At 57.2% G+C, this 25,527-nt stretch carries 21 protein-coding genes; 7 read left to right on the top strand and 14 right to left on the bottom strand.

Annotated elements, in window-relative coordinates; translation table 11 throughout:
• Nucleotides 1-71: 71 nt before the first annotated feature.
• On the top strand, nt 72-179 hold the full coding sequence (locus AC6I8N_RS06630; RefSeq protein WP_013508398.1) for a YohO family small membrane protein: 108 nt from the start codon (nt 72-74) through the stop codon (nt 177-179).
• On the opposite strand, the gene AC6I8N_RS06625 is transcribed toward AC6I8N_RS06630, so the two are convergent.
• From AC6I8N_RS06625 to osmF, 4 genes are read right to left on the bottom strand one after another with little or no spacing between them, the layout of a single operon-like run.
• Entirely contained in the window at nt 160-891 is a 732-nt protein-coding gene (locus AC6I8N_RS06625; protein ID WP_415173781.1) for an ABC transporter permease, read from the bottom strand. The two genes, AC6I8N_RS06630 and AC6I8N_RS06625, sit on opposite strands and share 20 nt — an antisense overlap.
• Nucleotides 891-1,826, bottom strand: a complete 936-nt coding sequence (locus AC6I8N_RS06620; RefSeq protein ID WP_497830319.1) for an ABC transporter ATP-binding protein — start codon at nt 1,824-1,826, stop codon at nt 891-893. The genes AC6I8N_RS06625 and AC6I8N_RS06620 overlap by 1 nt, the downstream gene beginning before the upstream one ends.
• Nucleotides 1,819-2,976 carry an ABC transporter permease gene (locus AC6I8N_RS06615; protein ID WP_497830318.1) on the bottom strand — a complete coding sequence of 386 codons (1,158 nt, stop codon included), beginning with the start codon at nt 2,974-2,976 and terminating at the stop codon, nt 1,819-1,821. The genes AC6I8N_RS06620 and AC6I8N_RS06615 overlap by 8 nt, the downstream gene beginning before the upstream one ends.
• A gap of 3 nt (nt 2,977-2,979) precedes the next feature.
• Complete coding sequence (osmF, locus tag AC6I8N_RS06610; RefSeq protein ID WP_208725067.1) at nt 2,980-3,888, bottom strand: glycine betaine ABC transporter substrate-binding protein OsmF; 909 nt, start codon at nt 3,886-3,888, stop codon at nt 2,980-2,982.
• Between the two features lie 230 nt (nt 3,889-4,118).
• On the opposite strand from osmF, the gene AC6I8N_RS06605 reads away from it, so the two are divergent.
• Nucleotides 4,119-5,591 carry an MFS transporter gene (locus AC6I8N_RS06605; RefSeq protein WP_415173777.1) on the top strand — a complete coding sequence of 491 codons (1,473 nt, stop codon included), beginning with the start codon at nt 4,119-4,121 and terminating at the stop codon, nt 5,589-5,591.
• A gap of 21 nt (nt 5,592-5,612) precedes the next feature.
• On the opposite strand, the gene idi is transcribed toward AC6I8N_RS06605, so the two are convergent.
• The 3 genes from idi to AC6I8N_RS06590 all read right to left on the bottom strand — a co-directional run bounded on the left by idi (nt 5,613) and on the right by AC6I8N_RS06590 (nt 9,530).
• Nucleotides 5,613-6,146 carry an isopentenyl-diphosphate Delta-isomerase gene (gene idi, locus AC6I8N_RS06600; protein WP_497830317.1) on the bottom strand — a complete coding sequence of 178 codons (534 nt, stop codon included), beginning with the start codon at nt 6,144-6,146 and terminating at the stop codon, nt 5,613-5,615.
• Between the two features lie 196 nt (nt 6,147-6,342).
• Nucleotides 6,343-8,238: a methyl-accepting chemotaxis protein gene (locus tag AC6I8N_RS06595; RefSeq protein ID WP_497830316.1), complete on the bottom strand. Its 1,896-nt coding sequence runs from the start codon at nt 8,236-8,238 to the stop codon at nt 6,343-6,345.
• 179 nt (nt 8,239-8,417) lie between these two features.
• Complete coding sequence (locus tag AC6I8N_RS06590; protein WP_021182483.1) at nt 8,418-9,530, bottom strand: suppressor of fused domain protein; 1,113 nt, start codon at nt 9,528-9,530, stop codon at nt 8,418-8,420.
• A gap of 223 nt (nt 9,531-9,753) precedes the next feature.
• Here AC6I8N_RS06590 and AC6I8N_RS06585 point away from each other — a divergent pair, with 223 nt between their 5' ends.
• Nucleotides 9,754-10,047, top strand: a complete 294-nt coding sequence (locus AC6I8N_RS06585) for a hypothetical protein (RefSeq protein ID WP_208725061.1) — start codon at nt 9,754-9,756, stop codon at nt 10,045-10,047.
• A gap of 3 nt (nt 10,048-10,050) precedes the next feature.
• Here AC6I8N_RS06585 and AC6I8N_RS06580 read toward each other — a convergent pair whose 3' ends face one another.
• Together AC6I8N_RS06580 and bglX are read right to left on the bottom strand one after the other, a co-directional pair.
• Nucleotides 10,051-10,914 (bottom strand): oxygenase MpaB family protein, encoded by an 864-nt coding sequence (locus AC6I8N_RS06580; protein ID WP_497830315.1) that lies wholly within the window; start codon nt 10,912-10,914, stop codon nt 10,051-10,053.
• 144 nt (nt 10,915-11,058) lie between these two features.
• Nucleotides 11,059-13,356 (bottom strand): beta-glucosidase BglX, encoded by a 2,298-nt coding sequence (bglX, locus tag AC6I8N_RS06575; RefSeq protein ID WP_497830314.1) that lies wholly within the window; start codon nt 13,354-13,356, stop codon nt 11,059-11,061.
• Nucleotides 13,357-13,513: 157 nt separating this feature from the next.
• Here bglX and dld point away from each other — a divergent pair, with 157 nt between their 5' ends.
• Nucleotides 13,514-15,223 carry a D-lactate dehydrogenase gene (dld, locus tag AC6I8N_RS06570; RefSeq protein ID WP_497830313.1) on the top strand — a complete coding sequence of 570 codons (1,710 nt, stop codon included), beginning with the start codon at nt 13,514-13,516 and terminating at the stop codon, nt 15,221-15,223.
• 47 nt (nt 15,224-15,270) lie between these two features.
• Here dld and AC6I8N_RS06565 read toward each other — a convergent pair whose 3' ends face one another.
• From AC6I8N_RS06565 to AC6I8N_RS06555, 3 genes are all read right to left on the bottom strand, one after another.
• Nucleotides 15,271-17,712, bottom strand: a complete 2,442-nt coding sequence (locus AC6I8N_RS06565) for a DUF3772 domain-containing protein (protein WP_497830312.1) — start codon at nt 17,710-17,712, stop codon at nt 15,271-15,273.
• A gap of 176 nt (nt 17,713-17,888) precedes the next feature.
• On the bottom strand, nt 17,889-18,842 hold the full coding sequence (gene pbpG, locus AC6I8N_RS06560) for a D-alanyl-D-alanine endopeptidase (RefSeq protein ID WP_021182477.1): 954 nt from the start codon (nt 18,840-18,842) through the stop codon (nt 17,889-17,891).
• A gap of 223 nt (nt 18,843-19,065) precedes the next feature.
• Complete coding sequence (locus tag AC6I8N_RS06555; RefSeq protein ID WP_036624497.1) at nt 19,066-19,653, bottom strand: Yip1 family protein; 588 nt, start codon at nt 19,651-19,653, stop codon at nt 19,066-19,068.
• 167 nt (nt 19,654-19,820) lie between these two features.
• Here AC6I8N_RS06555 and AC6I8N_RS06550 point away from each other — a divergent pair, with 167 nt between their 5' ends.
• On the top strand, nt 19,821-20,396 hold the full coding sequence (locus tag AC6I8N_RS06550) for a DedA family protein (protein ID WP_021182475.1): 576 nt from the start codon (nt 19,821-19,823) through the stop codon (nt 20,394-20,396).
• Here AC6I8N_RS06550 and AC6I8N_RS06545 read toward each other — a convergent pair.
• Nucleotides 20,393-21,175, bottom strand: coding sequence for an SDR family oxidoreductase (locus tag AC6I8N_RS06545; protein ID WP_021182474.1), 783 nt, complete (start codon nt 21,173-21,175; stop codon nt 20,393-20,395). The two genes, AC6I8N_RS06550 and AC6I8N_RS06545, sit on opposite strands and share 4 nt — an antisense overlap.
• 118 nt (nt 21,176-21,293) lie before the next feature.
• Between AC6I8N_RS06545 and AC6I8N_RS06540 the strand changes: the two genes are divergently transcribed.
• The gene (locus tag AC6I8N_RS06540; protein WP_497830311.1) at nt 21,294-23,108 is read left to right on the top strand and encodes a glycoside hydrolase family 15 protein; all 1,815 of its coding nucleotides are present in this window, start codon (nt 21,294-21,296) and stop codon (nt 23,106-23,108) included.
• 187 nt (nt 23,109-23,295) lie between these two features.
• Entirely contained in the window at nt 23,296-24,360 is a 1,065-nt protein-coding gene (locus AC6I8N_RS06535; protein WP_497830310.1) for a L,D-transpeptidase family protein, read from the top strand.
• A gap of 89 nt (nt 24,361-24,449) precedes the next feature.
• On the opposite strand, the gene AC6I8N_RS06530 is transcribed toward AC6I8N_RS06535, so the two are convergent.
• Nucleotides 24,450-25,475, bottom strand: a complete 1,026-nt coding sequence (locus tag AC6I8N_RS06530; RefSeq protein ID WP_497830309.1) for a CorA family divalent cation transporter — start codon at nt 25,473-25,475, stop codon at nt 24,450-24,452.
• Between the last annotated feature and the right edge of the window lie 52 nt (nt 25,476-25,527).

The following is a 25,527-nucleotide window of genomic DNA, read 5'->3' as shown; positions in this document are numbered from 1 at the left end:
CACATCGGCCTTTGCCTCGGCTGATGTGCGCGTTATCATGCCGCCCTCAATGACATTTCTCAGGTTTTGACATGAACTGGCAAAAAATCTTCATCTCTACCCTGTTTGCCGTGATGGCACTGGGCGGCATGGGCGGCCTGATGCTGGTAGGCTACAGCCTTATTCTGCACGCCAACTAAGCCAGCGCTGCACGCGTTCAAGCAGACGATCGCACACCAACGCCAGCAGCGCCACCAGCAGTGCCCCCTGAATGACATAGGCGGTGTTAAAGCCGCTCAGGCCAATAATTACCGGCGATCCCAGACTCTCCGCGCCGACGGTTGAGGCGATTGCTGCGGTGCCGATATTGATCATCACCGAGGTGCGCACCCCGGCCATAATGACCGGTGCCGCCAGCGCCAGTTCGATCTGCCATAAACGCCGCCACGGCCCCATGCCCAGACCGGTGGCAATCTCGCGATTGCTGGCCGGTACGCTATCAAGACCAGCCAGCGTACCCTGCAAAATCGGCAGCAAACCATACAGAAACAACGCCATCACCGCCGGGGTCGCGCCGAACCCCATTACCGGCACCGCAATCGCCAGCACTGCTACCGGCGGAAAGGTCTGCCCGGCGGCGGCGAGGGTTTCCAACAGCGGCCGAAACGCCCTGCCCTTACGCCGGGTGGCAAACACCGCACAACTCACCCCAACGACAATCGCCAGCGCGCTGGCGCTGACCACCAGCCACAGATGCGCCAGCGCCAGCCGCCAAAAACTATCCTGTTGATATAAAGGCCGTTCCAGTTGTGGAAACCAGTGGGCAAACAGCGGCGCGCTGTGCGGCAGTCCCCACAGCAGCAGCAGAAACAACGCCAGCAGCCAGTACAGCGGATCTTTCAGCCAGCTCATCAACTCGCCTCGCGCTGACGCAACAAATCGCTGAAGTGCAGCACGCCGAGCGGTTGCTGGTGTTGATCCACCACCGGCAGCTTGTCAGTGCGCCGGGCGATAAACTGCGACAATGCCTCACGCAGGGTTAACCCGGCAGCGATCGGTTCGGCCTCCAGCCACTCACCGCGGCGGACCGCGCTCCCTGCCCGTCCCAGAGCCAGCAAGCGTACGCCGAGTTCGCTGTGACCAAAAAATTCACGCGCAAAATCGCTGGCGGGTTGCGTCAGCAATTCAATCGGTTTGCCCTGCTGAACAATTTCGCCGCCATCCATTAACACCAACTGGTCGGCCAGGGTCAGCGCCTCATCGATATCATGGGTCACCAACACGATGGTGCGCCCGGACAGGCGGTGAATGCGCAGCATCTCCTGTTGTAGCGCCTGACGGTTGACCGGATCGAGCGCGCCAAAGGGTTCGTCCATCAGCAGCAACTCAGGGTCCGCCGCCAGCGCCCGCGCCACGCCCACACGCTGCTGTTGACCGCCGGAAAGCTGATGCGGATAGCGTGTCGCCAACTCGCTGTCCAGATTGAGCAGCGTCAATAGCTCCGCCACGCGCTCACGAATACGCGCCGGTGACCAGCCCAGTAGCGATGGCACGGTGGCAATATTTTTCGCGACGTTCCAGTGCGGAAATAGCCCGATGGACTGAATCGCATAACCAATGCGGCGACGCAAGGCACGGGCATCCATCCGTTCAATGGCTTCTCCGGCAAAGCGGATCTCCCCGCTGTCATGCTCCACCAGCCGATTAATCATTTTCAGGGTGGTGGATTTACCGGAACCCGAAGTGCCAATCAGCACCGTGAAACTGCCTTTCTCAATACGCAGCGACAAATTGCGCACCGCTGCTTTGCCGTTGAAAACTTTATTTACCTGATGAAATTCAATCATATTGTCTCTCCAGCAGCGCAGCCAGTAGGCGCAGCAGCGCATCGGCGATCACCGCCAGCGCCACCACCGGGATCACCCCGAGCAGCACCAGATCCAGTGCACTACTTAATAATCCCTGAAACAAAATGGCCCCGAATCCACCGGCACCAATCAACGCCGCCACCACCGCCAGCCCCAGCGTCTGAACCACCACCACGCGCAAACCGGAGAGCCACACCGGAAGCGCCAGCGGCAGTTCGGCAAAACAGAACTGCTGCCAACGGCTCATCCCCATGCCGCGCGCGGTTTCCCGTACCTCCGCAGGCACCTGCTGCAAACCGGCCACCACACTGCGCACCAGCGGCAGCAACGCGTACAACACCAGCGCTATCAGCGCCGGAGCCATACCGATGCCCGCAATCCCCCAACTCGCCAGCAACGGAAACGTTGCTGCCAGCCCGGCCAGGGGGGCAATTAACAGGCCAAACAACGCTACCGAAGGGACGGTCTGGATCAGGTTTAATACGCTGAAAGCGGTTTGCTGCCAGCGCGTACGCCGGGCAATAACAATGCCGAGCGGCAGACCGATCAGTATGGCTGGCAACAAGGTCCCGCCGAGCAGTGTCAGATGCTGGATGAACGCGGCATCAAATACCGTGCTGCGATTGGCATACTCTTTTAACAGGGAAAGCTGGTTAAGATGGCCGCTCAGTAACAGGGCGAGCGGGAGCAACCACATTTGCAGGTTGAGTAAGATGCGCCACGTTGTCTGGCGATGGCGCTGACGAATCGCCTCTGCCGCCAGCAGCAACGTCAGCGCCGCAGCACTCCAGAAACCGCTGCCAAACGCGGTACGCGCCAGCCGACTGCCGCTTTGCGCCAGCATTGTCGCCTGATGCCCACTCAGCCAGACCAGCAGCACAAACAGGCATTCGCAGCCGAGCAACAGCAGCACCGCGCTGCGCCGGGTTGGCAAGAAGACCAACAGCCACAACGCCAGCAACGGCAGCAGCAGATATCCGCCCAAGGGTATCTGCCACAGCATCAGCGGCTGACCTGAAACCAGCCGGTTCGCCGCATAGGTCAGCATTGGCAGCGCGGCAAGCGCCACGCTGATCAACACCACCAGTACCAGCAAAACCGGCTGCGGTCGCCCGAATAATCGCGCCACCCGTTACAGCAACTTATTCTGCTGTAACCACTGCTGCGCCACCTGGCTGGCATCCTGGCCATCCACCGCGATCTGCGCATTGAGTTGTTGCAGCGTCTTCTCATCAAGTTTGCTGAACACCGGCTGCAACCACTTGCCAATGTCAGGATACTGCTTCAGCACCACGTCGCGGATCACCGGTGTCGGTGCGTAAATCGGTTGTACGCCTTTGGGATCGGTTAAGGTTTGTAGCCCAAGCGCCGCCACCGGGCCGTCGGTGCCGTAAGCCATCGCCGCATTCACCCCGGAAGTCTGCTGGGCGGCGGCTTTGATGGTGACCGCCGTATCACCGCCCGCCAGCGACAGCAGTTGTGATTGATCGAGTTTGAAATCGTAAGCTTTTTCAAACGCCGGTAACGCATCGCTGCGTTCGATAAATTCTGCCGAGGCCGCCAGTTTGAAGGTGCCGCCTTTTTTCAGGTACTGGCTGAGATCCGCCAGCGAGGTGAGATTATTTTTCTCGGCGATATCGCTGCGTACCGCGATGGTCCAGGTATTGTTGGCTGGCGCTGGGGTGAGCCACACCAGATGGTTTTTCTCCGCGTCCAGGGTCTTCACTTTCTCATAACCCTGCTGTGCATTCTTCCACGCCGGGTCTTTCTCATCATTGAAGAAAAACGCCCCGTTGCCGGTGTATTCAGGATAGATATCCAGCGCGCCGGCGGTGATGGCACCGCGCACCACCTGCGTGGTACCGAGCTGAATTTTATTCACCGTCGGCACTCCATGTTTATTCAGCACTTGCAGGATGATATTGCCGAGCAGCGAACCTTCGGTATCAATCTTCGACCCCACCCGCACCGGGTCGGCGGCCTGTGCTGCGGTGGCGCTCATTGCTAATGCGATCAGTCCCAGTAAACCCTGCTTAATCATGGCGTTCGCCCTCAGTATTGTTATCGTGTGGTGAGTTACAAGCGTAGCCTGGCGAACCGGGATGGGCGCGGTCAAGCAGCGGTTAGGGTTTCACTTCGGTCAATTTCTGCTAGCCATTTCAAATCAGTTATAACCATTTCATTGCTCATATAACCAAATAGAATTTTTCAGCCGCCAACTGAGGATTATTCTCATAGGCCCAAATTTACAAAAATACAGACAACAACATCATGTCCGACTTAACTTCTCCCGCCCATGTGGCGCTGGCAGGGAATCAACCTCAGGGTGAGACACAATGGATCCGCAGTGCGTCCGATGTATCAAACCTGATTAATAACAGCGAGCAGTCGCGCAGTAACGCACGCATCGTCATCGCTATCGCACTGGGCGGGGTGTTTCTCGATGCCTATGACCTGGGTGCGCTGGCGTTTGGTATCAAAGATGTGGCCCGCGAGTTCCAGCTGACACCGACCGGCACCGGTATGGTGGCAGCGGCGATCACCTTTGGCGCTATCGTCGGCGCGCTGATTGGCGGCTATCTGACGGATAAAATTGGCCGCTACCGGGTGTTTATGGCCGATATGTTCTTCTTTGTGGTGGCTGCGCTGGCCTGTGCCTTTGCCCCCAACGAATATGTGCTTGGCGGTGCGCGCTTTGTGATGGGGTTGGGCGTCGGGATCGATCTACCAGTGGCAATGGCCTTCCTTGCCGAGTTTTCCAAACTGCGCGGTCAGGGTAATAAAGCCGCCAGCGTGGCGATGTGGTGCCCCACCTGGTACGCGGCCATCAGTATCTCCTACCTGCTGGTGCTACTGCTGTATGCGGTGTTGCCGGAAAGCCATACCGACTGGTTGTGGCGCTTGATTCTCGGCTTTGGTGCGGTCCCGGCGATCGTGATTATCGCCATCCGCAGCCGTTATATGAGCGAGTCTCCGGTGTGGGCCGCTAACCAGGGCAACCTGCACGGCGCGGCAGAGATTTTGCGCCGTTCGTACAATATCAATGCCCGGGTGGCAGACGATGCCGATCTGAGCCAACAACCCCGCGTACGTAAAGCCAGCTGGCGTAACTATGGCGCGCTGTTGCAGGGTGTTTATCGCCGCCGCACCATTCTGGCGACCGTCACCTCCATCGCCTCTTCCTTTGCGTATAACGCCGTGGCTTTTGGTCTGCCGGTGATTATCTCCAGCTTCTTTGCACAGTCGATGCTGACCACCATTCTGGTGTCGCTGGCGCTCAACCTGCTGTTTGCTTTTGTTGGCGGTTTGCTGGCGGTACGGCTGGTGCCTCGTCTCGGTGCGTGGAAAATGTCGGTGACCGGCTACGCCTGTCAGTGCGTGGCGCTGCTGGGGCTGGCGCTGATTGGCCGTCCTGAAGGGGGCGAACAGGCGGCGGTGGCGATTGCCATGCTGGCGTTGTTCCTGTTCGGTCAGGGCTTCGGTCCCGGTTCACATACCATGACCTTTGCGTCGCTGAGCTATCCGACCTCGCTGCGCGGCGTGGGCGTTGGTTTTAACCAGACGCTGATGCGTGGCAGTTCTACCGTGTCGCTGTTTGTGTTCCCGCTGCTGGTCGCCGCGTTCGGCACCGGAGTGTTCTGGGTGATTTTCCTCGCACCGCTGGCTGGTCTGCTGGCGCTGCTGGCGATTCGCTGGGAGCCATCGGGTTACGATGTCGATGCCGAGGATTTTAACGTCAGATAATAATCATCCGTGGCGGCGCGATTATGCAGTGAGCTGAAACGCATCCAACGTGGCAGGAATGCGGGCAAAGGTGAACAGAAACCACGGCGTGAACTGTTCCGGGTGCTGCGCAATCTCCTGCTGAATCTGCGCCACCGACCGATAGCACCAGGCATCGGCCTCTTCCGGATTCAGTTCCGGTTGTTCATCGCTGATGGCAAAAAACACATGACCGTATTCATGTTCCGTCAGGCCATTGCTGAGCGGCAGGTTGTAGCTCAGCTCGAATACCGGCGTCAGCGTCAGCGACAGCCCCATCTCTTCACGCAGGCGACGTTCAGCGGCAGACTGGGTGGATTCCTGCGGATAAGGATGACCACAACAGGTGTTACTCCACAAACCGCCGCAGTGGTATTTACCACTGGCACGACGTTGCAGCAGCAGTTCATGCCGCGAGTTAAACACGTAAACCGTTACCGCACGGTGCAGTAATCCCTTTTCATGAACTTCCAGCTTTTCCATCTTGCCAGTGGGACGATCGAGGTGGTCGACGAGGATAACTTCTATGGCGGACATGACAACTCCTTCAGAAAAATCTCAACCATTGTACACAATCACCGCGCCGGGGGCCGGAAAAATTGCGTACATTCCGTGCGTTTGCGTAACGGAAAATTAATTTTAGCAGCTGGATTATGAAGCAGCATAAAAAACGGGGAATAGTTAATAAGAAAGGAGAAACGGTGGCACACCCGGCACCACCGTGGAAAAGCGCTTAAAGTTTAAAGCTTTGCACCACCAACTCCAGCTGAACACTCTGCTCCTCCATCGCGCGCGCGGCAGCAGAAACCTGTTCCACCAGCGCGGCATTCTGTTGGGTGCTGCCGTCAAGCTGGGTGATAGCCACGTTCACCTGATCGATGCCGAGGCTTTGCTCACGGCTGGCAGACATAATCTCCCCCATCAGCGTGGTGACGCTGCTGACGCCGTGCATTAATTCATCCATAGTTTGTCCGGCTTGCTCCACCAACTGGCTGCCAGCATCAATATTGGTGACCGACTCCTCAATCAGCTTCTTGATCTCTCGCGCCGAGTTGGCCGAGCGCTGGGCGAGGTTACGCACTTCCGACGCCACCACCGCAAAACCGCGCCCCTGCTCGCCCGCGCGCGCGGCTTCTACCGCCGCGTTCAAGGCCAGGATATTGGTCTGGAAAGCAATGCTGTCGATGACGCTGATGATATCCACCACTTTGCGCGATGAATGATGGATTTCGCCCATAGTGCTGACCACCTGACGCACCACCTCGGTGCCACGCGCCGCCACCTGCGAAGCGCCATCAGCCAGTTGATTGGCATGGGTGGCGTTATCCGCGTTCTGACGCACCGTACCGGTCAGTTGCTCCATAGAAGCCGCCGTTTCAACAATCGAGCTGGCCTGTGATTCGGTACGCGCCGACAGATCAGCGTTGCCGCTGGCGATCTCCCGCGAGGCAGCGGTAATCGCCAGCGCGCTGTCACCCACCTGACGCATCAGCCCCTGAAGGTAAGCAATAAACTGGTTGAAGCTCTGCGCCACGGCGTTAAATTCCGGGCTGTTGCTGGCAGGCAGACGCTGGGTCAAATCCGCACCGCCGGTTGATAACGCTTCAATGTTACGGTTGAGCTGGCTTAAACGCTTCATCATGGCACGGACAAAGCCGAGCAAGACCAGCAGCAGGATCACCGCCAGCGGGATCTGCACCAGGCCCAATCGGGTCAGCATGCTATGGGTTTGCGCATTCAACAGGCTGGAGGGCACGTCGCTGGCGAGATACCACGGACTGCCGGGAATGGCTTGCAGGAACAGCGTATGCTCGCCATCTTCCGCATCATAGCTCGCCTGCGTCGGCTGACTGCCCGCCTGCGCCAGCAACGTTTTCAGCGTTGGAGCCAGCGGTAGTTGGGTATCGGACAGGTTTTCCAGTTTCGCCGCAGCATCAACCAGCGCGGCGTTACCGACCACTTTGCCATCGGCTTCGACGATCAAGACGCGACCATGAATCGCCTCTCCCATCTGTTTCGCCAGTTGGTTGAAGAATCCCAGGGTCACGTCGATGGTCGCCACACCCCAGGCAGTACCATTACGGTAAATCGCCATCGCGCAGTTGGTACGCGGTTGCGGGCTGGCCGCATCCTGATAGGCCTTCGCCCAGGCGCACTGGCCTTTCGCGGCCGCCATACCGTCTTTGTACCAGGGTTGCTCCCAGTATTTGTCGGCAGCGTCAGAGTTCCAGTAAGTATTCACCTGTAACTGGTTGCTGGCGTTGCGCGCAAAGAATGAACTGTCTTTCTCTTTAGCCGGATCGCGACGGTTCGGCAGAGGCCAGATACCGCCGCCGAATACGTTGCTGTCCTGATATTGGTTAACCAGCGCAGGCAGCAAGGTATCGATGCTGGCGCTATCCATTACCCCGGCAGCTTCGGTAATAGCACGCTGCTGCGCCTGAACGCGGTTCATCTGTTCGACGATACGTCCGGCCAGGCCATCGACTTCGTAACGCACCAGGCGGCTCTCATTGTTGCTGAGTTGGGGTGCAATAAACTGATTGATCACCAGCACGGTGACCAGCATCAGCACGGCGAAAAATGCGATGAGGGTCGCGGTGAAACGGGATTGTGTGGTTTTTAACATGAGAGTGCCCTTACCCTGGAGTGGCGAGATGCCTGATCCGGGTTAACGGCGTGTTAAGAAGGAACTTGAGGTGCGCACGATCACAAAGCAATAAAATAATTGATGAAGGTGATGATGTAGCGGCGCGATGTGTTTGGCGCGTATAGCAAAACCTGCGCGATAAATCGCGCCGCTACGATTCAGGCAACCGGAGGCTCCACCACTTCTTGCCTTGGACGAAAAATATGGTTGTTGCCATCAGCCAGCAGACGCTGCAACAACTGCTGTCCACCGCGTTCATCGGCCTGCGCAAACTGGCGTTCCGCCTCGGTGATTGGCGTTGACCACAGCAAATTCACCCGGTCGCCCCCACGCTTTGGCAGCCGGAACTGCGCCGCTTCCGGGGCCAGGCCATTCGCCAGCAGGAAACTTTCAAACCCCACCGGTGCCACTTCTGACGCCAGCGTATGCCCCTCACCCAGCCAGGTAAGGCGCGCCCACGGCAGATGGGCAAACTCCGCCAGTGCGCTGGCCATCTGCACTGCATTGGCTTCGTTCATCACTTCGCCATCCACTGCCATCGCCAGTTCGATGCGGCGATACTGCGGGGCCAGCTCATCAAACAGATAATCGACCTGCGGCATCGGTCGGATCCCCATGCCGAGGGTGAGGAAGTACCACACGCCCTGATGCCAGTGCTGCGAAATCGCCATCGGCGGCCAGTTGCCCTGGTCGATGGCGTAATACTTCACCGATTCACCGAACTGCGCCTGGTAGCACTGCATCAACTCACGCTGCACCACTTCCCATAAATGTCCGTCATGCCAGTCACGCCAGAAATGGCGTTGCTGTTCGGCACGCGCATAATAGTCATTGGTAGAGGCCGATCCGAGCGGTGCCGTCAGGCGATTCTTTTTGATACACCCGGCCGAGAAGCTCACCTGTTTGTCCTGGTACAGGCTCCAGCCAGGGATCACCGCCAGCAACTGACCGTAGTACCACAACGCCGCACCATCATCGCTCGGCTCCCAGAGTATCTGTAACCCGGCCGGATCGAGCGGCGGTTCCGCTTCCAGCGTGCGGCAAAATTCGGCACTGAGCAGCGGCGCGATACCCTGTTCCAGTGCATCGCGATCTTCACGCGCCGGTGCGGGCAGCAGGTTGCGTAACCAGCAACCGCGAACCGCATACTGGCTGCGGAACAGGTCGTTTGGCCAGATATAAAAATAGGCCGTGCGCGCGTCCTGCTCGACGATGGCCGTAAGTGTATTTTGCTGATTCGGCACCTCAGCAATCAGAGGTTGGTGTGTCATAACGCCTCGATAATGCCTGGAGGGATCCATTTTCCCCGAGAATAGAGCAGGATCGACACTCGTGCCATGTGGCACAAGGGTAAAACTCTCAAAGTGCGCAGGAGAAAGATGAGGATTACTGAAGTTTCATGCCGTATGCGTCGGCAAGCTTCAAATAAATTCGCGATTCTTTTGCCGTTGCGCGTGCTATTGTCGCGCCATTCGCATCGAAGGAGTTGACGCAATGGTGCTGCAAAATGTGGATTTTAACCTGCGAGATGTGGTGATTTTCGCCCTGCTGGTGTGGCTGTTTATTCGCTACAGCTGGGTGATGTCGGCACTGACGTTGCTGGTGGCGGGCATCGCCCTGCTGATTCTGTTACCGGTTGATATTTATTACTGCCTGTTACCTTTGGCGCTGATGGGGCTTGGGCTTGGCATGCTGATCCACCATTACCAGTTACGGCAGCTGACGCTGCGTCGGGAAGCCAAAACACCGCGCACCTACACCAAGGCCAGGGACGAATTACACCTGTAACCCTTATCGGCCCATGCGTTTCATCGCCCGGGCATAAGCACCACGCTGAATTGACCAGCGCAACAAACCAGCAATCAGATGTATTTGCCCATCCACCAACCGTTGCTGCAACGGATTGATGGGCAAGGCTGTCAGTTGTTGCGCCCAGTCTGGCAACAAGCCAATCCCTGCTTTCATCATGATATGCATCACCGGTTTCGCCTGCCAGCTGGGAGCCGGGGCGTTCATCAACAGCTGTGTGACCTCCCGGGTACGTGCATCGCAAACCAGCTGTGGACGCATTGCCTGCAAATAGTTTTCCACCGCCGCAACGCTTTTCGGCACCTGCTCTGCCCCAAGCGATTCCGCGATCAGCGCCGCTTCCTGATAGTAGCGATCCTGATCCATCAGGCTCAGGTGAGGATTTTTATAGCGCAGATGTGCCGCGAGAAAACGACTGGTTTCCGCCACATGCACCCAGGTCAGCAGATGCGGATCGCTGGCCGCATAGGGTTGCCCTGCATTGTCGACGCCGGTGACACGCAGATGGATGCGTTTAACCCGCTCGATCAAGGTGTGTGCATCCTGCTGATTGCCGAAGGTGGTGACCGCGATAAATTGGCTGGTACGCCGTAGCCGTCCCAGCATGTCATCACGAAAGTTGGAGTGATCCCATACGCCCGCCAGCGCCGCCGGATGCAGCATCTGCAACAACAAGGCGCTGATACCGCCACACATCATGGCGGCGAAATCGCCATGTACACGCCAGATGACGCTGTCAGGGCCAAACAGCCCAGGATCGCCAGGGGGTTGCGAGATGTCGAATTCATTGAGTGACAGGCCATTCAGGCGGAAGACTTGTTGTTCGATGCGTTTGCGGATGTTCATGATTTTCGGGTAATTGCCCGGTCAACCTCAAGGCTGACCGGGTTGCTAACATTTCTGCGAATTGTAGCGGCACGTTATATCGTGCCATTAGGCATCTGCTGCCATTGCTACGTTTGCACGATAAATCGCGCCGCTGCGTTGGGTTTAGAGATAATCAAATGATGCGTCCTGAGTGCGCACCGAATCCAGCCCAATCATCACATTGATCTTACCCGGCTCGGCCACATGCTGCATTTTCTGATTCCAGAATTTGAGCGCATCGACGTCAATCTCAAAGCTCACCGTCTGGGACTCGCCCGCTTTCAGCATGATGCGCTTAAAGCCGCGCAGCTCCTGCACCGGGCGGCTGATGCTGGCAACCGGATCGTTCAGGTACATCTGCACCACCGTTGCGCCATCGCGCTTGCCGGTGTTGGTGACCTTGACGCTGGCTGCCACCGTGCCATTACGGGGCATAAATTTCGCAGACATCTTCACCGGCGAAACGCTAAAGGTGGTGTAGCTCTGACCATAACCAAACGGATAAAGCGGTCCGTTGATGGCATCGTAGTAGTGCGACGTGTACTTGTTCGGCTTCTCGAAGTTGTACGGACGACCGGTTGGCAAATGGTTGTAGTAAATCGGGATCTGCCCTACCGAACGTGGGAAGGATACCGGCAGCTTGCCTGACGGGTTGTAGTCGCCAAACAGCACATCCGCGATAGCGTTACCACCTTCGGTACCGCTGAACCAGGTTTCCAGCATCGCATCTGCGATCTGATCTTCATGCACCACATTCAGTGGGCGACCATTCATCAGCACAATCACCAACGGTTTGCCGGTGGCTTTCAGCGCCGTCAGCAACTTCTGTTGGCTTTCCGGGATGGTCAGTTCGCTGCGACTGGAGGCCTCATGCGCCATTCCCTGCGCTTCTCCCACCGCCGCCACGATGACATCGGCTTTCTTCGCATTGGCAACGGCTTCATCAATCATCTGCTGCGGTGAACGTGCATCAACAGTGACTGCCTGTTCATACAAATTGAGGAATTTCTGGATGCCTTGGTTATCGGTGATATTCGCGCCTTTGGTGTACAGCAGCGTGCCCTTACCGGCCATCGCCGCGCGCATCCCCTGATACAGGGTGATGGACTGCTTCGCCACCCCGGCGGCTGACCAACTGCCCATAATGTCGCGTTGGCTATCGGCCAGAGGGCCAACCAGCGCCACGGTGGCGTTCTTTTTCAGCGGTAAGGTTTCGCGCCAGTTTTTCAGCAGCACGATGCTCTTACGCGCCACATCACGCGCTTCGGCGCGATGCAGACGGCTCTCCGCGTTGGTGTCCTGCGGATCGCTGCCTTTTGGCCCCAGATGACTGTAAGGATCGTTAAACAGCCCCATATCATATTTGACGTTCAACACATGGCGCGCAGCATCATCAATTTCCGCCATGCTCACCGCACCGCTTTTCACCAGCCCCGGCAGATATTTGCTGTAGTACTCGTCGCTCATACTCATATCGATGCCGGATTTCAGCGCAATACGCACCGCATCGCGGGGATCGCTGGCGACCCCGTGTTTCATCAGCTCTTTAATCGCACCGTGATCGCTGATGGTGATGCCTTTGAATTTCCACTCATCACGCAACAGATCTTTCAACAGCCAGCTATCGGCGGTGGCCGGTGTGCCGTTTATCGAGTTGAGCGCCACCATCACGCCACCGCTGCCAGCATCCAACGAGGCTTTGTACGGCGGCATATAATCCTGGAACATTCGCTGTGGGCTCATATCGACGGTGTTGTAATCACGTCCCCCTTCCACCGCACCGTACAACGCAAAATGCTTCACGCTGGTCATGATGGAGTAACGATCCGCCGGACTTTTGCCCTGCATCGCTTTCACCAGGGTGCTGCCCATTTGTGAGGTGAGGAAGGTATCTTCACCAAAGCCTTCCGACACACGTCCCCAGCGCGGTTCGCGGCTGACGTCCACCATCGGCGCCCAGGTCATGTTCAAACCGTCGTCTGCCGCTTCATAAGCGGAAACGCGCCCCACTTCGGCAACCGCGTCCAGATCCCAACTGGCCGCCATGCCGAGTGGGATCGGAAACACGGTACGCTGGCCGTGCACCACGTCATAAGCAAAGAACAAAGGAATTTTCAGGCGGCTGAGTTGCATCACCTGATCCTGCATGGCGCGGATGTCCGGGCGCGTCACGGTATTAAAAATTGCCCCAACCTGTCCGTGTTGAATCATGTCACGGATGGCTTCCTTTGGGTTATCCGGCCCGACGCTGATCAGACGCAGCTGACCAATTTTCTCATCCAGCGTCATCTTGCTAAGCAGTTGGTTTACAAAGGCATCACGCGCTTGTTCGGTCATTGGATGGTTGCCAAACATCTCATCCGCCAGCGCGGGTTGCATGGCAAGGGATACAGCGAGGCTTACAGAGCAAATCCATTTCATCAGGTCGGGTTCTCTTAAGTGACTGCACAATATAAAAATAACCGGCAAAGTGTGCCATAAGTTGAGGATAGCAGGTAGCCGACGATGTCACATCGCAGCCGCTTCGTGCAACGCGTGCTACAGTTGTTTCGCTACCGTTTATGACAAGGATAAGCCAATGAAAAACGCCTCCTCTGACTCTGCCCTGTTGGGTGAACTGCGCCGCCTCGTCGGTCCTGCGCAACTGCTGACGGATGCCGAACACACCGCCCGTTATCGTAAAGGCTTTCGCTCCGGTGAAGGCGAAGCGCTGGCGGTGGTGTTTCCCGGCTCGCTGCTCGAATTGTGGCGCGTGTTGCAGGCGCTGGTCACTGCCGATGCCATCATTCTGATGCAGGCTGCCAACACCGGGCTGACGGAAGGCTCCACCCCACAGGGGAATGATTATGATCGCCCGGTGGTGATCATCAGCACGCTACGGCTGGATAAACTGCAACTGATTGATGGCGGCAAACAGATTCTGGCGTTCCCTGGCAGCACGCTTTACCAGTTAGAAAAAGCCCTCAAACCGTTGGGACGTGAACCCCATTCGGTGATCGGTTCGTCCTGTATTGGCGCATCGGTGATGGGCGGTATTTGCAACAACTCTGGCGGGTCGCTGATTAAGCGTGGCCCGGCCTATAGCGAGATGGCGCTCTACGCGCAAATTGATGCGGATGGCAAGCTGCGGCTGGTCAACCACCTTGGTATCGAACTGGGCCATTCGCCGGAAGAGATACTGGGACGACTGGATGATGATCGCTGGCAACAAAGCGATGTGATCTGGGATGATCGTCATGCCTCAGATCATGAATACGCCGAGCGTGTACGCGATATCCACGCCGCGACCCCGGCGCGTTTCAATGCCGATGCCCGCCGCCTGTTCGAAGCCTCCGGTTGTGCCGGTAAGCTGGCGGTGTTTGCCGTGCGCCTGGATACCTTTGTCAGTGAACCGCAGCAGCAGGTTTTTTATATCGGCAGCAACGATCCGGCGGAATTGGCTGAGATCCGCCGACATATTCTGGCGAACTTTACCCACTTACCGGTGGCGGGTGAGTATATGCATCGTGCTATTTTTGATATCGCCGAGGTGTATGGCAAAGATACCTTCCTGATGATCGACCGGCTGGGCACCGACAAAATGCCGTTGTTTTTCACTCTTAAGGGCAGGATCGATGCCTGGCTGGCGAAGCGCAAATGGGTCAAACCACATTTAACCGATCGCCTGTTGCAGCGGCTGAGCGGATGGTTCCCGGCCCATCTGCCGAAACGCCTGAAGCAGTACCGCGACAAATATGAACATCATCTGATGCTGAAAATGTCCGGTGACGGTGTGGCGGAAGCGCAGGAGTATCTGCACGCCTTTTTCCGCGAAGGTGGCGGTGAGTTTTTTGCCTGTGACGCCAAAGAGGGTGCTCACGCGTTTTTGCACCGTTTTGCAGCTGCCGGGGCCGCCGTGCGTTATCACGCCATTCATGCTGATGAAGTCGAGGATATTCTGGCGCTGGATATCGCGCTGCGCCGCAACGACAACGACTGGTTTGAACGGCTACCGCCGGAATTCGACCAGGATCTGAGCCATCGGCTCTACTACGGTCACTTTTTCTGCCATGTATTCCATCAGGACTACATCGTGAAGAAAGGGGTGGATGTTCATGCGCTGAAAGAGAAAATGCTGGCGATTCTCAGCCAACGTGGCGCGGAGTACCCGGCAGAGCACAATGTTGGCCATTTGTACGCCGCGAAGCCGCAACTTCAGGCGTTTTATCGTCGGTTAGATCCCACCAACAGTTTTAATCCGGGAATTGGCAAAACCAGTAAGCAGAAAGGATGGGCGGTGAAGGTTTAATGATACGTAGCGGCGCGATTAATCGCGCCGCTACGTTAGTGCGATCTTTATGGTAATTGCTGGCTGTCGTCCGTCAGCCCCTGCTGGGCGCGACGTTCGATAATCATGGTCTGCGGCGTCGACAACACGATGCCTTCTTTACGCAACCGCGTCAGGATATCAAACAGCAAATCGCTTTTGGCGCTTGAAATCTGGCGCTGACTGGCAACGTTGCCGGTCACGCTGAGAACAATGCCAGCCGGTGTCAGATCCTTGAATGAGACGGACGGCGCAGGCATTTCGAGGATACGTTCGTTCTCCTCATACACTTCCAGCAGGATCTCGCGCACGCGTACCGGATCGATATTGAGTGGGAAGGTCAGCAAAATCGTCACCACCCCTTGCGCATTGCCCATAGTCGCGTTTCGCACGTTCTGCGAGATCAGCTGCGAGTTCGGCACAATTACGGTGGATTTATCGCTGAGCTGGATCTCCGTGGCGCGCACGTTGATACGGCGGATATCCCCTTCGATGCCGCTGATGCTCACCAGATCGCCAACTTTAACCGGACGCTCGGTGAGCAGGATCAGACCGGAGATAAAGTTCTTTACGATCTCCTGTAAACCAAAACCGATACCAACCGACAGGGCGCTGACGATCCACGCCAGTTTGTTCCACTGCAAGCCCATGATCGACAGCGTCAGCAGGATAATCAGCACGTAACCAATGTTGCTGAACAGCGTCACCAGCGACACGCGCATCCCCGCGTCCATAGTGGTTTTCGGCAGGAACTCTTTATCCAGCCAGCGGCGCACCGAGCGCAGCACATAAATCCCCACCACCAGGCAGATAATGGCGTTGACCATATGCGCCGGAACAATATTCAGCGACTCCAGCCCTTTGCCGCCCCAGAATTCAATCACCTTCTGGATCAGGCCAATCGGTGTGGTGGAGGCAAAAGTGCCGTTCAGCAGCGCCAGGGCAACGATACCGATCAACAAGGTTTTGCCCAGCGCACCTAACAACGTGGCAGCCTGTTGCAGGTGGCGCTCATCAATATTCAGTGAACTCTGGATGCGTCTCCCGCTGCGGGTTTGTATTGAGAACAGGCTTTCACAACCGTCCGTCACCAGCTGGCTGAGGAAATAGAACGAACCGAACAGAATGCCACACCAAATCACTTCATAACTGAGGAAGCGCGCCAGCGAGATGTAACCGATCACCAACGAAATCAGGATGGCAAGCGCCGTCAGCGTCAGGCCCATTTGGATCAGACCGACCAACGTTGAACGCGCTTCCGGTGGATTGCCCTTCTGCGCCATTCGGCGACGCACCCGGTTGGTGCGCATGCTGATCGCCAACCCAGTGCTACCAATCAGAAGTGCCGTCAGGCCGTTCGCCATAATGGTGGTATTCAGGCTGGTGCCGACGCTGTAGTTAAAGGACTCCACCGTCTGGAAGATAAACACCAGCGCGGCGGTGATCGGCGGAAAAGGCTTCAACGCCAGCGCCACTTCATTGGAAATGGCCGGCAGACGCCAGCTCGGGCGACGGGTGGAGAGGAACGCGCGTCCCAGGCCCGCAATCAGGCCGCAGTAAACGCTAAGTTGCACCAGGCGCAGGATAAAGTCCTGCACATCGGACGACACCTCATCACGGCGGGCAAAGGCCAGCGCAAAGAAATTGAAGGTCAGGACCACGGCTGCGAGGGTGGTGAGGGCAATCGCCGAAGCGAGGAAGCTGCGGCGCAGTCGTCCTTCCGGCATTTTGTGAATGCTTACCCAGGCGAGAAACTCCTCACCGTAGCGGCGGCCCAGCGTCATCACCAGCATCGCGGCGATCAACCAGCCAATGGTGCCAAAGCGCCAGCCCGGTTCCCATGACAGCGCGGCGGTGTCCTGCAATTCACTCAGGAAGTCACTGATCTTCTCGCCATCGAGATCCTGGGTGCTGGCCAGCGGTGCCCAGAAGCGTGGGCCAAGGATACTGCCGGCATTCAGCGCCAACTGGCTTTTCAACTGATCGCGACGCAGGTTGACGATTTGCGACGACAGCGTCAGCGCGCCGTTTTTAATCCCTTCTGCTTGCTTGATTTGATCGTCCAGCTTGGTTTTCTGGTTCTCCAGCGAGCTACGCTTGCGCGCCACTTCCAGCGTTTCGGTCATGCCGCTGTCAGGTTTGGGTGCCGGTCCGAGCACTGCCAACTGTGCATCCAGCTGCTGGCGCTGCGGCACTAACGCCTGGCCGAGGGTATCGGCATTGCCCGACAGTTCCAGCGCCATTTCATTCAGCTGGCTCAGCTTGCTTTCATTATTTTCTCCCGACACCTGACTTTTAATCTTGTCGAGAATCTTCTGCATTTTCGGCAGTTCCACCGATGCATTGACTTTGGGTGCCGCATCTTCGCCCTGCGGAGCCGAAGCATTATTGTCTGCCGCCTGGCTGAATGCCGGGGCCAGCAGCGCCAACATCAGCAAAAAAGGAGCAAAAAGAGTTCGAAACGTAAACATAAGAGTGAGATTCCAGCGCATTAACCGTCCACAGACGCGTCTTAGTGACCCTAAGTGGCGGCTAGTGTAGGCCTTTGGCAACGGCGAAACTATAGGAATGAGGGTGTAAAACATTGGTGCTAACGATAAGGCTTTTTGCAGATGCCGCCCCGCTGGCCGCATCTGCAACATCAATATTATTCGACGTTCTGTCCCTGAGCGCCGGTGCTCGCTGTTTGCGAGGCTTTCTGCTTTTTGTACGCCAGTGCCGCCGCCGGGACCGGCGCCGCTTTGCCGGTTTCCAGCCAGTCACGCAGACGGTTAGCATCCGCAAAGTGGGTGTATTTACCGAACGCATCCAGCACCACCAGCGCCACCGGACGGTTGTTAATCACCGTGCGCATCACCAGGCAGTGACCAGCCTCATCGGTGTAACCGGTCTTGGTCAGCTGGATACGCCAGTCGTTTTTGTATACCAGATGGTTGGTGTTACGGAACGGTAAGGCGTAGTTCGGATGTTTAAACACCGCCGTGTCTTCTTTGGTGGTGCTTAACTCACCAATCAACGGATACTGACGGGTGGCTTTCACCAGCTTGATCAGGTCTTCCGCGTTGGAGACGTTATGAATCGACAGCCCGGTCGGCTCCACATAATGGGTGTGGGTCATGCCCAGCGCCCGCGCCTTGGCGTTCATGGCGCGAATAAAGGCGTCATAACCGCCCGGATAGTGATGGGCCAGGCTGGCAGCCGCGCGGTTTTCCGAAGACATCAGCGCCAGCAGCAACATATTCCGGCGACTGATTTCACTGTTGAGCTTCACGCGGGAGAACACGCCGCGCATTTCCGGGGTATGGCTGATATCCACCGACAGCATTTCATCCAGTGGCAGCTTCGCATCCAGCACCACCATCGCCGTCATCAGCTTGGTGAGCGAGGCGATCGGGCGCACTCGATCGGGATGGCTGGAGAACAGCACTTTGCCATTATCCAGGTCGACAATCATCGCACTGCCGGACGCAATTTGTGGCTGAGCGACAGGAGCCAGATTGGACAGTGCAGCAGCAGGCGCTGCCTGAACAGGTGTAGTCACTGCCGGTGCGCCGATCATCAGCGCCAGCGACAGTAAAGAAATACGCATTTTTACAGACATCGTGTCAAAAAAATCCGGTAAGGAGTTTTGTGCTGTGCTATCGCACAGGCCGCGCGCATCAAGCCAGACGGGATGCGGGCTGGCGACAGCATGATACGTGGTTCTCTACGAAATATCCTGGAGAGATTGTTTCCGGGCGTTAAAAACCCAAGGCAGGCAGATGCACGGAAATAATTCGCGCCACAATGTGTGGCGCGAATAAGTCCATCAGAACCGGTTGCAACTAGAACAACTTCGGTCCATAGCCCCACAGAATCACCGTCAGCGCCAGCAACACCTCAAACACCAGCACACCAATCGCCAGCGTCGAGCCGGAAAAGCGCAGACTCTCTTCTTTATCGATATTGAGGAACACCGGAATACCGACAAACAGCAGATAACCGGTGTAGACCAGTGCCAGCGTACCCACCAGCAGGCACAGCCACACCAGAGGATAGAGCGCGACCAATCCGCTAATAAACAGCGGCGTCGCCACATAACCGGCAAACACGGTACAACGTTGAATGCTGGGACGCTGCGGATAGTTACGCGCCATCCAGTGAATAACGCGGCCCATCACGGCCACGCCACCTAAGATGATGAGATAAAACAGAATGCCTAGCCCGATACCGGTCAGCATGTTGAGTTGGACAAATTGCCCTTCGCCCAGATTCCAGCCCAACTGTGTGGTGCCGATAAAGGCGCAGATCACCGGGATCGCCGCCATCAGCAGAACATGGTGGGTGTAATGGTGCGAAACGCTCTCGTTTTCCTGCTTGATATCGCGCATTTCTTGGTTAGGATGCGCGAGAAGTCCCCAGACATGATTCATAAAATCACTCCTCTGATGCGACGGGCTGCCCCGAAACGCAACGCCTCGCAGCGCGGGCAGCTTCACTTCAAGTATAATCGGCGCGGCGGTTTTTGCGGCAAGCGGCACAAAAAATCGCCGTCAGGTGTAAACTGTTACCAGGTTTGCTTACAACAGGGAGGAGGATTTTGCATCTTGATATCAACGGATTAATTAGCCAGTACGGCTACCTGGCACTGCTGATTGGCTGTATCGCCGAAGGGGAAACCTTCACCCTGTTGGGGGGCGTGGCGGCGCACGAGGGATTGCTGCACTTCGGCGGCGTGGTGCTGGCAGCGATGGCGGGCGGGATTATTGGCGATCAGTTGCTGTTCTGGCTGGGACGGCGTTTCGGCACCCGCATTCTGCGCCGTTTTCGCAAGCATCAGGATACCATCCGCAAGGCAAACCACCTGATCCAACGCCATCCCAGCCTGTTTGTGATTGGCGTTCGTTTCATGTACGGCTTTCGCATCGTCGGGCCAATTATCATCGGCACCAGTCGCCTGAAACCCCTGCGTTTTTTCCTGCTGAATGTGATTGGTGCCGCGCTCTGGGCGCTGATCTTTGTCACCCTGGGGTATTTTGCCGGTGAGATCGTTGCCCCCTGGCTGCACCAGCTTGATCAACATTTAAAACATTTGCTGTGGCTGGTGGCGGCGGTGGGATTTGCCATCCTGCTACGTTTTATTATCCGTCGCTGGAACCGCCGCCGCGCCAATTAGTCGTGGTGATATCCCTTAAACTGCGGATTTGCCAGCATAAACCCACCATCGACAATAAAGGATTGCCCGGTGGTGTAGGTCGCCCATTCTGAGCACAACCAGGCCACCAGGCTGGCGACCTCACGCGTATCGCCCGGTCGCCCGATGGGGATTTCCGGCATCCGCGTGCTGCGCGCATCCTCGTTACGCAGATTATTCATCGGCGTGGCAATCGCTCCCGGCGCCACGGCATTGACCAGGATTTGATGCGGTAACAGGCTGAGCGCCATCGATTTGGTTAACCCACCTAACGCATGTTTTGCCGCGGTATAGGCCGCCGCATCGGGCAGCGGCGTATGTTCATGCACCGAGGTGATATTGATGATTCGCCCGCCGTTGCCTTGATCCACCATGTGGCGTGCGGCGATCTGGCCGCAAACGAAAGCACCGTCCACATCGACATTAAACACCTTGCGCCAGTCCTCAAAGCTGAGTTCGAGAAAATCCGCTTTGGTCATCACGCCGGCATTGTTGACCAGTACATCAATTCTCCCCAATGACGCAATCAACTGCGCCAACTGTTGACCTCCAGCCTGCGGGTCGGAGAGATCCAGTTGCCGCACCTGCGCCTGCTGGCCCCGGCTCTCCACCAGGCGCGCCGTTTCGTGCGCCCCCTCCTCGTCTGAACGCCAGGTGATGCCGAGGGTATATCCCGCCTCTGCCAGCATCAGCGCACAACTGCGCCCGATACCCGAGTCGGACGCGGTGACCACCGCCACTTTCTGTTTGACCAGCGCCATAACCTTCTCCTGTGTGTAGGGTGTCTCCACAGTATAGAAGTTATCGTTCTGTGCCCCGCCGCAGTCGCACATACCGTTTCGGCTATAGTTAACAACGGACTGGCGTAACGGAGGCAGGATGAGCGCAATCAAACGCAAGATTGAGGATCACGGGGTGATTGGCGATTTACGCACCTGCGCGCTGATCGCCAGTGACGGTACCATCGATTATCTGTGCTGGCCCGAGCTCGACAGCCCCTCGGTGTTTAGCGCCCTGCTCGACAGCGACGAAGCCGGGCTGTTCTCACTGGCCCCGCAATGGAAGAATGCGCGCCAGCAGCAACTTTACCTGCCTGATACCAATATTCTGCAAACCCGCTGGCTGGGCGAAGAAGGGGTCGCGGAAATCACCGATTACATGCCGATTTGCGATGAAAGCGGCAAGCTGCCACGCCTGGTACGCCGGGTGAAGATGGTGCGCGGTTCTGCGCGTTTTAACCTGCTCTGCGCCCCTCGCCATGATTATGCGCGCGCCGAGACGTACACCGAAGCGCGGCCTGGCGGCATCGCCTTTCATGCCGAGGGCCAGCCCTCGTTACGTCTCAGCGCCAGCGTGGTGATGACGCGGGAAAATCATAGCGCCACCGCCAATTTCACTTTGCAGGCGGGCGAGCATGCCGAATTTGTGTTTGGCAGCGACGACGATCCCCATCTGGACACACTGGCGACTGAACGCTGTTTTCGCGACACCCTGCACTACTGGCGGCGCTGGAGCCGACACAGTTCTTACCGTGGCCGCTGGCAGGAGATGGTGACGCGATCGGCGCTGGCACTGAAACTGCTGACCTCCCATCAGCACGGCTCGATTGCCGCCGCCGCCACTTTTGGCCTGCCGGAGGAGTTGGGCGGGGAGCGCAACTGGGACTATCGCGCCTCGTGGATTCGTGACGCCTCGTTCAGCATGTATGCGCTGATGCGCCTCGGTTATGTGGAAGAAGCGAAAAGTTTTACCCATTGGGTGGGACGCTGTGTTGAGCACAGCCACGATGACACGCCGCATTTGCAGGTGATGTATCGTCTGGATAGCGGCACCGAGCTGCATGAAACCGAACTGCTTAACCTTTCCGGCTACGCCAATTCCCGCCCGGTGCGCATTGGCAATGACGCCTGGCGGCAGACGCAACTGGATATTTACGGTGAGCTGATGGACGCCATCTATCTTGCCAACAAATATGGCGAGGCGATCTCCCAACGCGGCTGGAAGCACGTTGCCAACATGATCGATTACGTATGCGATAACTGGCAGCAGCCCGATGCCGGAATTTGGGAGATGCGTGGCGAGCCGCAACACTTTCTCCATTCGCGCCTGATGTGCTGGGTGGCGCTGGATCGCGCCCTGCGCCTCGGCCTGAAACGTTCATTACCGATGCCCTATGAACGCTGGGATCGCATGCGTAGCGCCATCCGCGATGATATCTGGCAAAACTTCTGGAACCCGGAGCTGGGGCACTTTACCGCGACACGCAATGGACGCTTTCTCGATGCCTCGATGCTGTTGATGCCGCTGGTGCGTTTTGTCGGTGCCACCGATCCAGACTGGCTGGCGACGCTGGACGCGATCAAAACCCATCTGGTGAGTGACGGCCTGGTACGTCGCTACAACATCAACGAAACCCCTGCCGATGCGCTGAAAGGCGGTGAAGGATCATTTGCTGCCTGTTCGTTCTGGTATGTTGAGTGCCTGGCACGCGCCGGTCGGGTGCATGAGGCGCACTTCGAATTTGAAAAATTGTTGAGTTACGCCAATCCGCTGGGGCTGTATGCCGAAGAATTTACCCCGCATGGTCATGCGTTGGGTAATATGCCCCAGGCGCTGACCCATCTGGCGTTAATCAGTACGGCGTTCTTTCTGAACCGCAAGCTGAGTGGTGAAGTCACCCTGTGGCAACCCTGAAATCAGGCCCGTGGCAATCTGAATAAACGGCTTATTACAGCTATTTACGTAAAGTATGTTCAACCTGTTAAAATCGTGATTCCCATCACCGCTTCAATGCACATATAATGCGCAGCGGGTCACTAAGACCAAGATGGATTCGACACACTGACAAGCCTGAAATACGGCTATAACGACTTGTAAAAACATGAAAAAGAGCATTCGCGCGTTCGCTTCACTCGCCCTCGTACTGGCGGCGTTCAGCCAGTCGGCCTTTGCGGTGGTTTATCCGCTACCGCCCGCTAACAGTCGTCTGATTGGCGAAAATATTCAGGTTACCGTACCTGAAGACAGCAAACTTCCGCTGGAAGCCTTTGCCGCTCAGTTCCAGATGGGCCTCAGCAACATGCTGGAAGCCAATCCGGGCGTTGACGTCTATCTGCCGAAAGCAGGCACCAACCTGGTGATCCCACAGCAGCTGATTCTGCCTGACGCTCCGCGTGAAGGCATTGTGATCAACAGCGCTGAAATGCGTCTTTACTACTACCCGAAAGGCACCAAAACCGTAGTGGTGCTGCCGATTGGTATCGGCGAGCTGGGTAAAGATACCCCGATCAACTGGACCACCAGCGTTCAGCGTAAGAAAGATGGCCCGACCTGGACCCCGACCAAAGCGATGCACGCTGAATACGCGGCACGCGGCGAATCCATCCCGGAAGTATTCCCGGCTGGCCCGGATAACCCGATGGGCCTGTACGCACTGTACATTGGTCGTCTGTATGCCATTCACGGCACCAACGCCAACTTCGGTATCGGTCTGCGCGTAAGTCATGGTTGCGTGCGTCTGCGTGCTGACGACATCAAATGGTTGTTCAAAAACGTGCCGGTTGGTACGCGCGTCCAGTTTATCGATCAGCCGGTGAAAGCCACTGTCGAGCCGGACGGTTCACGTTACGTGGAAGTTCACAACCCGCTGTCCACCACCGAAGAGCAATTCAACTCACGCGAAATCGTACCGATTACGCTGACGGCGGCGGTGACCAAAGTGATTGCGGATGCCAGCACCAACCAGGATGCGGTCAACAACGCTATCCAGGCGCGTACGGGTATGCCAACCAAAATCAATGGCCCGGCGGGTGAAGCTATGCCTGCGCCAATCCCGGTACAGGAAACCCCGAACGCAATGCCGAAAGAAGAGCCGATGACCCCACAGGGTGCCAGCATCCCGGCTCCGGCAGCAGCCAACAGCACCACGGCGAATAACAACTCGTAATCCCTGCGTGGATCATGAGAAAAAGCCAGCCCTCGGGCTGGCTTTTTGTTGCCTGACATAAAACATCGCGCGATAAATCGCGCAACCTGTTAGCTCCGGGGCCGCCGCAGCGCCAGCCAGCCCGCCACCAGGGTAAACGCCAGCACCAGCAATACCAGCAATAAAAAGCCGTGCGGGTTGCTCGCCAACGGAATGCCGCCCACGTTCATACCAAAAAATCCCGCCACGATGTTGATCGGCAATGCCAGCACGGTGATCACCGTGAGTAAAAACAGCGTGCGGTTGCTCTGCTCCATCAGGCGGGCGGCGATCTCTTCCTGCAATAACCGAATCCGCTCCATCAGGCTGGCGAGATCATTTAGCGCCACGCTGAACTCTTCGGTAAAAATTCGTAGCTCACTCAGCGGTTCCCGCTTCAGCCAGCCGGGTGGACGGTTCAACAGGCGAAATAATGCCGCCGGTTCGGGTGCCAGCAGACGCTGGATGCGCAATAACATACGCCGCAGACGCCCCAGTTCGCTGCGATTGGCTTTGATCGCCTGGCTCAGCAGGCGCTCTTCAATCGCGTCCACCGCCGCGCTGGAACGCCGTACCACCTGTTCCAGTTGCGCTTCCTGCTCGCCCAGCAGCCACAGCAGCAGCGCATCGGGTTGCGCAAACGACAAGCGCCCCAGTTGCTGATGCATACGCTCAATCATCCCGACCGGCCGGTAGCGCGCACTGACAATGATTTGCGGGCGGCACCACATCCACAGCGTCGCATTCTGCGCACTGTGCTCCTCGCGACTGAAGGTGACATCATTCAGCACCGCCAACAGCGCGTCGTTTTGTTGTGCCAGGCGGGTGCGCGGTGAAGCGGAGTGAATCTCATCGAAGAAATCACTGTCGACATCAAAATGGACCTGCACCCAACGTTCGGCGCGGGCATGATTCAGGTTGATATGCAGCCAGAGGAAATGCGCTTCCGGCAAGGTCTGGCGGGCCAGTTGGGACGCTTCGCGCGCACTGAGCCGCTGAGGAGGAGAATCGGGCGAGAACAGATAACCATGAATCAGCCCAGCCACTTCGTTATTGAAGTCGGGCAGCGTGGTAAGCGGCAGAACAGGCTGGAGCATAGCAATCAGGAGATCCGGCAGCGGTCAGACACTCAGCCTGCGTCAGCAAGAT

Source organism: Pantoea sp. X-Soil-TKNS-1279 (assembly GCF_059730565.1).
Note: the sequence above shows the minus strand (reverse complement) of the source record. Positions and strands in the feature narration are given on the sequence as shown.